We start from the raw sequence: 13,451 nt of genomic DNA on the forward strand, positions 1-13,451 counted from the left end.
ATGATCATCGGCATCGGCAGCGACTTGGTCGACATCAGAAGAATCGAGAAATCGATCACCCGTTTCGGCGAGAAATTCACCGCCCGCTGCTTCACGGACGAGGAGCAGGCGCGCTCTAATGGCCGCAAGGACAGCGCTGCCTCCTATGCCAAGCGTTTCGCCGCCAAGGAGGCCATGGCGAAAGCGCTGGGGACCGGAATTGCCGAAGGTGTCTTCTGGAAGGAGATGGGCGTCGTGAACCTGCCGAACGGCAAGCCCGGGCTGGAACTGACTGGTGGCGCCGCCCGATGCCTGGAACGCCTCCTGCCGGCAGGCCATCGTCCTGTCATTCATCTCACCATCACCGACGAATTCCCCTATGCCCAGGCATTCGTCATCGTCGAGGCCCTGCCGGAAAGCCGCTGAGTTAACTGGTCGCGCTGGTTGACGGGGCTACGCGGTTGCCGCGCTCGCCCGAACCGACTAGAGAGAGCAGGATTTTCGCAAGAAGGAACCGATCCGCGTGAGCGAAGAAAAGAAGCAAAGTGCCCTCTGGGAAAACGTCAAGGTCATCATCCAGGCCCTGCTGTTGGCGATGGTGATCCGGACCGTGTTCTTTCAGCCCTTCACAATTCCGTCTGGCTCGATGATGCCGACGCTGCTGGTTGGCGACTACATCTTCGTCAACAAGTTCTCCTATGGCTATTCGAAGTACTCGTTGCCCTTCTCGCCGGATCTGTTCGAGGGCCGGATCTTCGAGAGCGAACCGGAGCGCGGCGATATCGCGGTCTTCCGCTTCCCACCGAACCCGAGCATCGACTATATCAAGCGGATCGTCGGCCTGCCGGGTGACCGGATCCAGATGATCGGCGGCGTGCTGCAGGTCAACGGTCAGCCCGTGCCGAAGGTTCAGGACGGCGTCTTCACCTCCGATTACCGCATGGATCCCGGCACCGACGTTCCCGTCTTCCGCGAAACGCTCGACAACGGCGTAAGCTACAACACGCTCGACCAGGCGCAGGGCACCCGTGGCGATGACACGCGCGAATTCATCGTGCCGGAAGGCCACTACTTCGCGATGGGCGACAATCGCGACAACTCGCTCGACAGCCGCTTCGATGTCGGCTTCGTGCCGGCCGAGAACCTGATCGGCAAGGCCTCGCTGATCTTCTTCTCGCTTGGCAACGACACCTCCTTCCGCGAAGTCTGGAAGTGGCCGGCCAACATGCGCTGGGATCGCCTGTTCAAGGTGGTCGAATGACGAACAAGAGCGTGGTCGGCGAAAAGGATTGGGAGCAGCTCGAAGCTGCGATCGGCCACAAGTTCGCCGACCGCGACCGCCTGAAGCGGGCGCTGACTCATGCCAGCGCCCAGGTCTCGCGGGGCAAGAAGGGCGACTACGAGCGGCTGGAATTCCTCGGCGACCGGGTGCTTGGCCTCTGCGTCGCCGAAATGCTGTTCAAGACCTTCCGCGACGCGACCGAGGGCGAACTCTCGGTTCGCTTCAACCAGCTGGTCAGCGCCGAGGCCTGTGCCTCGGTCGCCGACGAGATCGAGCTTTACCGCTTCATCCGCACAGGCGCGGACGTGAAGAAGATCACGGCGAAGAACATGCTGAATGTCCGCGCCGACGTCGTTGAAAGCCTGATCGCCGCCATTTATCTTGAGGCAGGATTGGAGGCCGCGCGCGGCTTCATCCTGAAATACTGGGAGGGTCGTGCTGCCCGCGCCGACGGCGCCCGCCGCGATGCCAAGACCGAATTGCAGGAATGGACGCATGCCAGATTTGGCAAGCCGCCCACATACAAGGTTGCCGATCGCTCCGGACCGGATCATGATCCCAGCTTCACGGTGATCGTAGAGATCCCGGGCCTGAAGCCGGAGATCGGCATCGCACGTTCCAAGCGTGCCGCCGAACAGGTGGCCGCGACCAAGATACTCGAACGCGAAGGCGTCTGGGCCAAGGCCTCCGACGCGAATTGAATGGATGATATGACCGATACCGAAACCCGTGACGGCGGCGAAGCCACCGTCAACACCCCGACCCGATCCGGCTTCGTCGCCTTGATCGGCCCGACCAATGCCGGCAAGTCGACGCTGGTCAACCGCTTCGTCGGCGCCAAGGTGTCGATCGTCAGCCACAAGGTGCAGACGACCCGTGCCGTCATGCGCGGCATCGCGATCCACAAGAACGCCCAGATCGTCTTCATGGACACGCCCGGCATCTTCAAGCCGCGCCGCAAGCTCGACCGCGCCATGGTGACCTCTGCCTGGGGCGGTGCCAAGGATGCCGATATCATCCTGCTCCTGATCGACAGCGAACGCGGTTTGCGCGGCGATGCCGAGGCGATCCTGGAAGCTCTGAAGGACGTGCCGCAGCCGAAGATCCTGGTCCTGAACAAGATCGACCGGGTGCGCCACGAAGATCTGTTCACGCTGGCCGAGAAGGCCAACGAAGCGGTCAAGTTCGACCGCACCTTCATGATCTCGGCCACGACGGGATCGGGCTGCGACGACATCATGGACTATCTGGCTGAGACTTTCCCGGAAGGTCCCTGGTATTATCCGGAAGACCAGATTTCCGATCTGCCGATGCGCCAGCTCGCAGCCGAAATCACCCGCGAGAAGCTGTTCCTGCGCCTGCACCAGGAGCTTCCCTATTCCTCGCATGTCGAGACGGAGACCTGGGAAGAGCGCAAGGATGGCTCTGTTCGTATCGAACAGGTTATCTATGTCGAGCGCGACAGCCAGAAGAAGATCGTGCTGGGCAAGAACGGCGACGCGATCAAGGCGATTTCCACGGCTTCCCGCAAGGAGATGTCCGAGATCCTCGAACAGCCGGTCCACCTCTTCCTCTTTGTGAAGGTGCGCGAGAACTGGGGCAACGATCCCGAACGCTTCCGCGAAATGGGCCTCGAATTCCCCCGCGACTAAGCACAATCAAGCGAAGGGCGCTCAGCCCTTCGCCACGCGCCTTGCCACGAAGTCCGAAATCGTCGGTCCGATCAGGATGATGACGATCAGCCGCATGGTCTGCAGCGCCATGATGAAGGACATGTCGACCGGCGTGGTCGCGGCAATGATCGCGATCGAATCGAGCCCACCTGGGCTCGTCGCGAGATAGGCAGTCAGCGGGTCGATGCCATGCAGCGACCAGAGCAGGAAGGCAAGCCCGCCGCTGAACGCCATCAGCATCAGGATCGAGCCGACGATCTGGGGGAGGGCGCTTGCCGCATGCCTGAGGATCCGCCGCGTGAAGGACAGGCCGATCCGCCAGCCGATCACGCCATAGCCGAGCGCCAGCAGCCATTCCGGCAGTTGCAGGGTGATATAGCCCATGACATGCAGAACCGTCGTCGCAACCAGCGGCAGGAGCATGGTGCCCGCCGGTATCCTGAGCCGTGCGCCGACCATCGCCGCCGCAATGGCAGCAGCCAGCGTTAAGGACAGGTCGAGCCAGTCCGTCTCCGGAAACCATACGACCAGATGTGCTGCGCCGCCCTCGACGTTGAAGACGAAGGCCGCCATCAGCGAGGCGCCGGTCGCGACAAAGGCGACGCGCAGATACTGCATGAAGGCGACCAGCCTCGCATCCCCGCCATGGGCTTCTGCCATCAGCACCATGGCCGAGGCGGCTCCCGCAGATGTCCCCCAGATTGCGGTTGTGCCCGGAAGGATCTCGGCTTTTGCCATGAAATAGCCGAGCAGGCTGCTCGCCGCGATGATCGCAAGCACGATGGACAGAAAGACCGGCCAGTCGTCTGCGACCGTCGACAGCGTTCCCAGATCGATCGAGCGGGCGATGATGCAGCCGATCAGCGAATGGGCGAAGATGTAGGGGTAGCGGTGAACGGAAAGCCGTGCGCCGTTTGTGGCCACGAGAATGGCCGAGACCATGGGCCCGAGCAGCAGCGCGCCCGGGATATGCGCGAGGAAAAGCCCGCCGGAGATCGCAACGGACAGGGCGAAGAGAATGAGCCAGCGAAGGGCGACCGGAAGCGGTGTCAGGAGGCCGGGTTGGGCAGGCGTCCCATACTCTTTGTCCAAGGACATGACTGTCTCCGTCCTTCGTCTGAGACACCTTTGCCGGAAAGGGCTGGACGAAAGCGCGTTTTCATCAAATAAATGAGGTGGACCTCACAAACGAGTTTTATGAGCATGGCCTCGCAAAAGTCAAGTTCGGCCTCGACGCCGCTGGCGACGCCCGCGCCGACCGCCAAGGAGCCCAAACGCAAGCGCGGCATTGCCCGGGTCGCAAAGCTTCTTGATGCCGGTGCCGCCGTCTTCGCCGAGCAGGGCTACAGGGCCGCGACCATGACGGAGATCGCTGCCCGGGCCGAAGCGCCGATCGGTTCACTCTACCAGTTCTTTCCCAACAAGGATGTGCTCGCCGACGCGCTCGTTGCCCGCTATGCCGAGCATGTCGAGGCAGCGCTGGACCGAATCAGGGCGCAGGTCGCAGACCTCGACGGAAGCCAGCTCGCCGACCGCCTGCTCGACGTGCTCGTCGCCCATGCTGCCGAGCGCAGCCTGGCGCTCAGCCTGCTCGATGCCCGATGGGAGCAGCCGGGTGTGCGCCCGGGCGTGCTTCGTGAAAGCCTGCGCAAGCGCATCACCGAGATCCTCACGCTCTGGCGCCCGCACCTGCCCGAGGAGCAGGCCGAGATCATGTCGGTTGTGCTCTTCCAGGCGATGAAGTCACTTGTGCAACTGCATGAAGAAAAACGCTATCCGGGAAAGCCCGAAGCGATCGCCCATTGGCGCGGCTGGGTGCAACGCTATCTCGCGGACGTCTGACCGCTCGCGAAATTCCTCGCGCTTAAGCGGCCTCTGCGGTAAAACCTGATCATGCAATGGACAGACGAGGCAATCCTTCTCGGGGTGCGGCGGCATGGCGAAACAAGCGTCATCGCCGAGGTGATGACGGCCAGCCGCGGCCGGCATCTGGGCATGGTGCGCTCTGGTCGCTCACGCACGATGCAGCCGGTGCTGCAGCCCGGCAATCGTCTGGAAGTCACCTGGCGTGCCCGCCTGGACGAACATCTGGGCGAGTTTCGCATAGAACCTCTGATGCTGCGTGCGGGCCGGTTGATGGAAAGCGCGACCGCCGTCTACGGTGTGCAGGCGCTCGGGGCCCTGCTGCGGCTTTTGCCGGAGCGAGATCCCCATCCGCATCTCTTTCAGGCGCTGGATATCATTCTCGATCATCTGGAGGAACCTGCCACGGCCGGCGAACTCTTCGTCCGCTTCGAGCTTGGGCTGCTGAATGATCTCGGCTTCGGGCTGGATCTGACCGAATGTGCCGCGACGGGCACGCATCATGATCTGGCTTATGTCTCGCCGAAGTCGGGCAGGGCGGTCAGCCGCGAGGCGGGCGCGCCCTGGGCGGACAAGATGCTGGCGCTGCCGGATTTCCTCACGCCCGGCACGAACCGGGCGGCTGATCCGGACAGCCTCGCTGCCGCCTTTCGGCTGACATCCTATTTTCTGGATCGGCATGTCTACGGGCCGCGGGGCCTGGAGCCCGGCGCGGCACGCGAGGGGTTCTGTCAGGCGGCGTTGAAAACTTTGCGTTCGCTGGAAGCGCCCGGAGAATTGGCCGCGCCCAGGAACACGGCCTGATCTTCTGGCGCCGATTTCGCCATGTGATCATGAATCGCGGCCTGTAGTTCGCTGATGTTGCGATAGCTACCGCCGTCGAGGTCGATGACCGGATATTTGACGGCCATGAACTTGACCCTGTCGCCATCGGGTATGGTGATGCCAACCGGGATCCCGGCATATTCGATAACTTGCTTCTTCATAACGATATTCCCCGCCCATGCGCGCGGCACGGCGTTGTGTAAGGTGTCGATGAAATGGAATCAGTGCTTGCGCAGCGTCACATTCGACAGATGCAGTCGGGATGGCGTTTCACCATCACGAGGCGCGGGGTCGGCTGCCAGGATCGGATGGCATCAAGAAACACAACTTGCATTTCGCTGACCTCCTTCTTTGGCTGAGGCCTTCAATAGCGAGGCCGTACATGGTTCGTCGTCAGGATCCGAACCAGCTCGCACAAGGTAGGTGCTGGCTCGGAATCCGTCAACGGGCGGTGCGGGAAAAATAAAATAATTTTCTGTGACAGTCTTGCTCAGCTGAAAACACAGGAATTTTGATCCGGCACGAGCGAAATGCCGAAATATGATCTCAGTTTGGGCAAAATTACGCCGCGCCCATTGCCGGGCGTTCGACGGCTTGTTCGCGGATCGGCCAATGCACTACAGCCGCGAAGATGCCGAGCGCCACACCCAACCACCAGACCTGGTCATAGGTTCCGAAGTGGTCGTAGAGATAGCCGCCCATCCACACGCCGAGGAAGGACCCGATCTGGTGGGAGAGGAAGACCAGGCCTCCGAGCAGGCCGAGGTGGCGCGTGCCGAACATGATCGCCACGAGCCCGTTGGTCGGCGGCACGGTGGAGAGCCAGAGCAGCCCCATGACAGCGGCAAAGACAACGACCGAGGCCGGCGTCTGCGGCAGGAGCAGGAAGAGCGTCACTGTGATCGAGCGACCGATATAGATGAAGGCGAGGAAATAGGGTTTGGAATAGCGCTGCCCGATCCAGCCGGCCGCCAGCGAGCCGATGATGTTGAAGAAGCCGATCAGCGCCATCGCGATCACCGCATAACTCGCCTCGATGCCGATATCGCCGAGATAGGCGGGGAAATGCGCGGTGATGAAGGCGACCTGGAAGCCGCAGACGAAGAAGCCGGTCGTCAGCAGAAGATAGCTCTTGTGCGCGAAGGCTTCTTTCAGCGCCTCGGCGATCGTCTGCTGATACTGGTTGCCGGACTGCGTGCCCGACTGTGCATTGCCGCGCAGCGGAAAGGCAAGCAGCGGCACGACCAGCATCATGACAGCGATGATCACGAGACTATCCGACCAGCCGAAGGCCGAGATGAAGCCCTGGCTGAGCGGCGCAAACAGGAACATGCCGGCCGAACCCGCAGCTGTCCCAATGCCAAATGCCATCGACCGCTGTTCCGGCGTCACGTTGCGGGCAAAGGCCGAGAGAATGACGCTGAAAGAGCCGGCGCCGATCGCAAGGCCGATCAGCACGCCACCGCCCATATGCAGCCAGATAGGCGCCGAAGCATTGGCCATCATGACGAGACCTGCGGCATAGAGCACGCCCGACATGACGAGCACGCGACCCGTACCGTACTTGTCGGCGAGCGCCCCGAAGAAGGGCTGGCTGATACCCCAGAAAAGGTTCTGGAAGGCCATGGCAAGCCCGAAGGTAGAGCGGTCCCAGCCACGATCGGCCAGCATCGGCAGCTGGAAGAAGCCCATGGCCGAGCGCGGCCCAAAGGTCATCACCGCAATCAGCGATCCGGCGAGAATGATGAGCCAGGGCATGGCAGGGCGGCTGGTGGTCGTCATCGGGGGATTCTCCTCTATCGATCACACATTAGTGCAGACGATGGACGAGCAGAAACGCCTTTTGATGAACTGGCCATCAGGGGATTTGATGAATGTCAGGGGGCGGCGTGGGCGGCTCGATCCTTCGGGCCCCCAGCGGGGTGTCGCGCCACCTCTCCCCTCTGTGGGAGAGGTTACAAAATCGAAGGCTTAGCCCGATCAGGGCTAAACTTCAGATTTTGTTGGTGAGGGGATCGGTCCTGTGGGCGCAGACTCACGGACCCCCTCGCTTGCGATTTCAGATGTTTAGCCGTGGCTTCCGCCACGACTAACTCATCGAAATCGCTTTCTCCCCCACCAAGGGGGAGATGGGCGCCGCAAGCTCTGCTGACCCCGTAATCTCACCGCTGCTTGATCGCCCAAGCCTCGCGAGTGCCGAGCACAGACACCGCATCCCCGACCCGCACCAGACCCTCGCCCCGCGGTACCGCGTTCCAGCCGAAAAGCACCCCCGGCACGCGGCGGTCGGCGGACATCCGGATGCGGCCCATGGCCGGCATCGGGCTGGCAACCTCGCGCGATCCGGTCTGCTGGTCCTGGGTGGTCATGATGCAGCGCGGGCAGGGTTTGACGAAATCGAAGCGGACGCCGCCGATCTCGAGGCCGGTCCAGGCATCTTCCGCCCAGGGCTCGTCGCAGTCGACGACGATGTTCGGGCGGAAACGATCCATGCCAACAGAACCTTCGCCGTGCCGCTCCATGTCCTCGTTCAGCGCGCGCAAGGAGCCTGATGTCGTCACGAGGATCTGATAGCCGTCGGCAAAGCCCATCGGCGAGGCTTCTCCGGCCCATTCCACGCTCGCCTCGCGGCGGCTTTCCTCGTCGATGAAGGCGAGTTTCACCGGCCGGCCGAACCAGTCGGAAAGCTTGGCATTAACGCTGTCATGCGCCATCGCCGCGCTGACGGTCGAGCGCCAGATGGTGACATCCATGCGATTGTCCGGCTGCGGTGGCGCGACCATCATCTCACGCCCGTCATCCAATCGAAGCGTCAGATAGGCGGCGGCCGGGAGCGCCGTAAGACGAGCAAGGTCGGGCATTTCCCGCTGGGTGATGAACTGGCCATCAGGATCGACCAGCATCATGCGCCGGTCGCCGGAGAGGCCCATGGCATCGATGCGCGCCTGGGGAAGCGCAATGCCGCGCCCGCTCTTGAAGGGATAGATGGAGAGCCCCGTCACTTGCATGGATTAGCGTCCTTCAGATTTCGTCGCGGAAAAGGGTCAGGAACAGATTGAGCCGCTCGTGCCGCTCCTCAGCCAGCTTTCGGCCGGTCGCCGTCTGGAAGCCGTCGGAGAGCTTCAGGAGCTTGGCCGGAAAGTGGTCGATCGCATAGGAGCGGTCGTCGAGCGGGCGGTTCTCGGCGCTGGGATCGCCGGGGTGGTAGAGGCCGGAACCCATCCGCCCGGCAATGTAGAAGCAGCGTGCCACGCCGACCATGCCGATCGCATCCAGCCGGTCGGCATCCTGCAGCATCTTCGCTTCCAGTGTCTCCGGCTTGATGTTGGCGGAAAAGCTATGGGTGAGGATCGCATGCGCCACGGCCTCGATCCTCTCCTTCGGCCAGCCAAGCGCGGCAAGAATGCCACTTGCCTTCTCCGCGGCCAGCCGCGAAGCCTGCGACCGGAGTGGCGAACTCTTCTCGACCGCGACGCAGTCATGTAGCAGAACGGCGGCGGCGAGGATCTCGGCATCTCCACCTTCGCCGGCCTGAATCTTCAGCGCATTCCTGAAGACGCGGTGGATATGGGCGAGGTCGTGCGAGCCATCATCCCCCTCGGTCGCGTGATCGAGGAGATCGGCGGCGAGCGCATCGTGGGGGGCGAAGTCGGAGGCGGTGAGAAGGGCGGTCAAACGTTGGTTCCCCGTTTCGGCTGGCCGCATCTAGCCTTGCGAGCGCCCACTGTTCAACCGCCCTTGATCAGATCCCCGTCGGCGCCTCGTCCTCGTCCACGGCTGGTGATCGGCCGGACTTGCCGCTCAGGATCCTCTGATAGAAGAGCCCGATGCCGATCAGCACGAAGCCGAGACCGATGAACGAAAGCGCGCGAAGCACGCCTTCGAGATTCGCCATGTCGATCAGGAAGACCTTGGCGACTGTCAGGATGACGATGACGGCAGAGGCGATGCGAAGGCTTCTCGCATCGAAGCGCGAGCCGAGCGCCAAAAGCCCGACGCCGATCGCAAGCCAGGCCACCGAATAGCTGTAGGTTTCCGCCTGTTCGAACCCCTTCCAGTAGGCGATGAACTCGCCCTGCCAGAAGCGTCGCACCGACAGTGTCACCCAGGCGAAACCGAGCAGGGCGCCGGAAAGCGCCAACAGGATGACATAGGGAAGGGGGCGCTTGTCGCGGGCGTAGAAGGCGAGACCCGCATAGGCGAGGCCAGGCAGCAGATAGCCGATCAGCAGCAGGTTGATCAGCGGCCAGCTGCCAGTGCTCTCGCCAGAAAAATAGGGATTGAGCGCGCCGAGATGCAGGCTGATGGTCTGCGCGATGGCAAGGCCGCCGGCCAACATCGAACCGTAGCGGAAGACGTGGCTTGGTGATTTGACATCGAGCGTCATCAGGATGCCGGAGAGGCCGACCACCAGCAATGTGTAGATCGACTGCTCGCCAAGCGTCGGCGTTGACGCGTCGAGCATGCCACCATTCATCGCGTGACGGACCAGGATGGCGACCGCAAGCAGGCCAAAAAGGCTGGCCAAGCCCTGAAGCGCGTTGCGAACCCTGAGGCCCGGCCAGTTCCGCATCTGATAGGCCGAGAGCAGGGCGAGCAGTGCCGGAATGCCGTAGCCGGGCAGCAACGGGTTGAACACGGGCGTCCGCGACAGCGCATCCGGCCCGACCAGCGTCGGATCCCAGAAGATGCGGAAGAGCACGCCAACGAGCGCAGCCACCATCACCCAGGGCAGTCCGCTCCACGCCCGTTTGCGGGTCGCCATCAGATAGGTAAAGCCGATGAGCGCGAGCAGGATCGTGGTTACAACGCCGTCGGTCAGGCAATGCAGCGCCAGCGCAAAGGCGGAGAAACTGCCGAGAAGCAGGATGTCGACCCCGCGCCGGAAAGCGGGCAGGGCGCCTTGTCGATAGAGATATTCACAGGCTGCGAGCAGCACGGAGCCGAGGCCGAGCGCAAAGAGGCCATGCACCCAGTCCCGAGCGTATACACCGTAGAAGACGAAGCTGATCGTGGCGAGCAGCACCGGCAGGACGGCTGCAATCGCGGCCCAGATGGTCGAGAACAGTGGATCCGCTTCAAAGCGGCGCCGGATCTGAGCGAGCCCGAGCAGTACGAAGACGGCGGCAAGGCCAAGGAAGATGAAGATCACGGGGCCACCGAGGCTTAGTATGGCGTCCTCGTCCCAGCCGAAGCCCAGCAGTGCGACCTGGGCTTGGGCAATCAGCCCCGTCTTCACCACCGCGCCCACCAGCGCGGCAACGCCAGCGATCGCCGTTGGCCAGAAGGCGCCACTCCGGGCGCTGCCGGCCGCCGCGAGCGCCGCGATCAAAGCGGCGAAGGCGAAGAGCGGAAACTGATCCGTCGGCCCGCGATCGACCAGCACGAGCGCCGGCAGGACGACGGCGAGCGACAGCGTGATGTCGAGGCCAAGCGGACCGGACGCCATGCGCCGGCCAAGTGTTTTCAGGGAAAATGGCGCCCCGTGTTCTTCGCCGTGGTCATTCGTCGTGCCGGGCCAGATCAGCATCCAGGCCGCGATCATGGCGATCAGCGACAAGGCAATCGGCGTTATCTCGGCGGAGTCAATGAGTGCCACGAGCGCCCAGAGCCCGAGCAGCACCTGGGCAATCGCCGGTACGATCAGCCAGCCCTTGATCCGCGAGGCGAGCGCCGTCGCGATCTGGGCGACGGTCAGATAGATGAACAGTGTCCAGAGGCTCGGCGCCGTGGTCGAGATCAGAAGCGGCGTCAGCATCGAGCCGACAAGCCCGAGCCCGGCCAGAGCCTGCCCATGCAGCAGCGAAAGGCCGAGCACACCGAAGGCGGTGAGCCCGAGAAGCAGGAAGGCGAGAGTGGGGCCGATGAATTCATAGATGCCGTGGGCGGCATAGATCGCCCCGAACAGCGAGACAGCGCCCGCTGCCGTCAGGATGCCCGGCACCATGGCATTGGCATAGAGGGCTTCGGCCTTCGGCAATGCCTTTCGGCGGACCAGTTCGCCGGCGGCGATCAGGAGGAGGCCGAACAGGGCGGCAAGCGTCAGTCGCACGCCAGGGCCGAGCAGACCGCTTTCGATCGAATAACGGACGAGGAAGACCCCGCCGAGCGCCAGAGCCAGTCCGCCGGCCCAGACGGCCCAACGTGCGCCGAGCAGATTTTCCAGGCTCTCTGCGGGTGCGGCGGCGGTGGCTCTGCTGCTGGCCGCCGTGGTGAGGGCGGCAGCGTTTTCTTCCGGCAACGAGGCTGGTGCGCTTTGATACGGCGCGCCATCGAGTGCTGCCTCCTCCGCAACCAGGGTCTCTGCGGACGTCTCCGGAAGGACGATCTCAACCGGCTCTTCCGGGCCCACCTGAATGGCAGATGGCGTTGCTGTCGCTCCGCTCACCTTGAGCAGCCGCTCGCGGACCTCTCCGAGTTCCTTCTCGAGGCGGTCGATACGTTTGGCGGCGCCCCGGTTGATGACAAAGAGAACGCCGATCAGGATCAGCGGCAACAGTTCGAACATTTGGCCTCGCAGAGCCTTGCCTCAAGGAGCCGCCAAACTAACGGTTTTCTCGATGAGGGAAAGCGCTTCTCATCACGCGGCGGTCATGGTCGACCTCATGGGCGCGCGAAGACGGGTCTAAGACCTCCCTTGCAATCGGCCCCGAAACTTTCTACATCGGCACTACCGGCGATCGCCGGTTTTCTTTGGCGCTTGTTATGCTCAAATTGAGCATAAATAATGGAGGAGATGGCCATGGAAGCGCAGCACCCGGTGCAAACCACCCGCACGTCCCGCACGGCAGCCGAGCGTTTTGGCGTCTGGGAGCGCCCGGATCTCACCTATACGCCGGCCATAGCCAGGGAGACCGAGCACCTCTACGAGCGTGTCCGCGATTTCATCCCCGCGATCGAGTGGCCCATTTTTGCGCCCTACATCCATGCGATCAACCGGCTGAAAAAGGAACGCGGCGCGGTCATCCTGGCGCACAACTACCAGACGCCGGAGATCTTCCACTGCGTCGCCGACATCAAGGGCGATTCGCTACAGCTCGCCCGCGATGCCGTCAGCGTCGATGCCGAGATCATCGTCCAATGCGGTGTGCATTTCATGGCCGAGACCTCGAAGCTCCTCAATCCACAAAAGACCGTGCTGATCCCCGACGGCCGCGCCGGTTGCTCGCTGTCGGAATCGATCACCGGTGCCGATGTCCGCCTGCTGCGTGAGCGTTATCCCGGCGTGCCCGTCGTCACCTATGTCAACACCTCCGCCGACGTGAAGGCTGAAACCGACATTTGCTGCACCTCGGCCAATGCCGTCGACGTGGTCAACAGCTTCGACAGCGACACCGTGCTCTGCATCCCCGACGAATACCTGGCGATGAACGTCGCCAACCAGACGAGCAAGAAGATCCTCACCTGGAAGGGCCATTGCGAGGTGCATGAGCGCTTCACGGCCGACGAACTCCTGGAATACAAGCGCGCCGATCCGCGCATCGAGATCGTCGCTCACCCGGAATGCCATCCGAGCGTGCTTGCCGTCTCCGACTATGCCGGCTCGACCAAGGGCATGATCGACTACGTCAAGTCAAAGCGCCCGGCCCGGGTCCTCTTGGTCACCGAATGCTCGATGGCCTCGAACATTCAGGTCGAGGTGCCCGAAGTCGATTTCGTCAAACCCTGCAATCTCTGTCCGCACATGAAGCGCATCACCCTGCCGAAGATCCTCGACAGCCTGCTCTTCATGACCGAGGAAGTGACGGTTGATCCGGCGATTGCCGGCCGCGCACGGCTTGCCGTGGAGCGGATGATCAATCTGAAGAATTGAATACCGGCCGGCCGGG

General features: G+C 62.8%; 13 protein-coding genes. 7 read left to right on the forward strand and 6 right to left on the reverse strand.

Annotation, left to right across the window (positions count from 1 at the left end):
• The 4 genes from acpS (at position 1) to era (ending at position 2,913) form a co-directional block, all read left to right on the forward strand.
• On the forward strand, positions 1–405 hold the full coding sequence (gene acpS, locus IP85_RS14805; protein ID WP_054150454.1) for a holo-ACP synthase: 405 nt from the start codon (positions 1–3) through the stop codon (positions 403–405).
• 97 nt (positions 406–502) lie between these two features.
• Positions 503–1,240 carry a signal peptidase I gene (gene lepB, locus IP85_RS14810; protein ID WP_054150455.1) on the forward strand — a complete coding sequence of 246 codons (738 nt, stop codon included), beginning with the start codon at positions 503–505 and terminating at the stop codon, positions 1,238–1,240.
• The gene (rnc, locus tag IP85_RS14815; RefSeq protein WP_054150456.1) at positions 1,237–1,962 is read left to right on the forward strand and encodes a ribonuclease III; all 726 of its coding nucleotides are present in this window, start codon (positions 1,237–1,239) and stop codon (positions 1,960–1,962) included. The genes lepB and rnc overlap by 4 nt, the downstream gene beginning before the upstream one ends.
• Before the next feature lie 9 nt (positions 1,963–1,971).
• Entirely contained in the window at positions 1,972–2,913 is a 942-nt protein-coding gene (gene era / locus IP85_RS14820; protein WP_156322919.1) for a GTPase Era, read from the forward strand.
• Positions 2,914–2,934: 21 nt separating this feature from the next.
• Here era and IP85_RS14825 read toward each other — a convergent pair whose 3' ends face one another.
• Positions 2,935–4,032 (reverse strand): AbrB family transcriptional regulator, encoded by a 1,098-nt coding sequence (locus tag IP85_RS14825; protein WP_054150458.1) that lies wholly within the window; start codon positions 4,030–4,032, stop codon positions 2,935–2,937.
• A 105-nt stretch (positions 4,033–4,137) separates the two neighbouring features.
• Between IP85_RS14825 and IP85_RS14830 the strand changes: the two genes are divergently transcribed.
• On the forward strand, positions 4,138–4,776 hold the full coding sequence (locus tag IP85_RS14830; RefSeq protein ID WP_245280876.1) for a TetR/AcrR family transcriptional regulator: 639 nt from the start codon (positions 4,138–4,140) through the stop codon (positions 4,774–4,776).
• 51 nt (positions 4,777–4,827) lie between these two features.
• The gene (recO, locus tag IP85_RS14835) at positions 4,828–5,601 is read left to right on the forward strand and encodes a DNA repair protein RecO (RefSeq protein ID WP_054150460.1); all 774 of its coding nucleotides are present in this window, start codon (positions 4,828–4,830) and stop codon (positions 5,599–5,601) included.
• Here the strand turns inward: recO and IP85_RS22005 are convergent.
• From IP85_RS22005 to IP85_RS14855, 5 genes are all read right to left on the reverse strand, one after another.
• On the reverse strand, positions 5,529–5,783 hold the full coding sequence (locus IP85_RS22005) for a hypothetical protein (protein WP_082347734.1): 255 nt from the start codon (positions 5,781–5,783) through the stop codon (positions 5,529–5,531). The two genes, recO and IP85_RS22005, sit on opposite strands and share 73 nt — an antisense overlap.
• A gap of 400 nt (positions 5,784–6,183) precedes the next feature.
• Entirely contained in the window at positions 6,184–7,404 is a 1,221-nt protein-coding gene (locus IP85_RS14840) for an MFS transporter (RefSeq protein ID WP_054150461.1), read from the reverse strand.
• 380 nt (positions 7,405–7,784) lie between these two features.
• Entirely contained in the window at positions 7,785–8,630 is an 846-nt protein-coding gene (locus tag IP85_RS14845; RefSeq protein WP_054150462.1) for an MOSC domain-containing protein, read from the reverse strand.
• A 13-nt stretch (positions 8,631–8,643) separates the two neighbouring features.
• Positions 8,644–9,297 (reverse strand): HD domain-containing protein, encoded by a 654-nt coding sequence (locus IP85_RS14850; protein WP_245280877.1) that lies wholly within the window; start codon positions 9,295–9,297, stop codon positions 8,644–8,646.
• Between the two features lie 67 nt (positions 9,298–9,364).
• Positions 9,365–12,130 carry a DUF2339 domain-containing protein gene (locus tag IP85_RS14855; RefSeq protein ID WP_054150464.1) on the reverse strand — a complete coding sequence of 922 codons (2,766 nt, stop codon included), beginning with the start codon at positions 12,128–12,130 and terminating at the stop codon, positions 9,365–9,367.
• A gap of 234 nt (positions 12,131–12,364) precedes the next feature.
• Between IP85_RS14855 and nadA the strand changes: the two genes are divergently transcribed.
• A complete protein-coding gene (gene nadA / locus IP85_RS14860; RefSeq protein ID WP_054150465.1) occupies positions 12,365–13,435 on the forward strand; it encodes a quinolinate synthase NadA in 1,071 nt (356 codons plus the stop codon).
• Positions 13,436–13,451 lie beyond the last annotated feature (16 nt).

It is taken from the genome of Rhizobium sp. AAP116 (genome assembly GCF_001295785.1).
Classification (GTDB): domain Bacteria; phylum Pseudomonadota; class Alphaproteobacteria; order Rhizobiales; family Rhizobiaceae; genus Allorhizobium.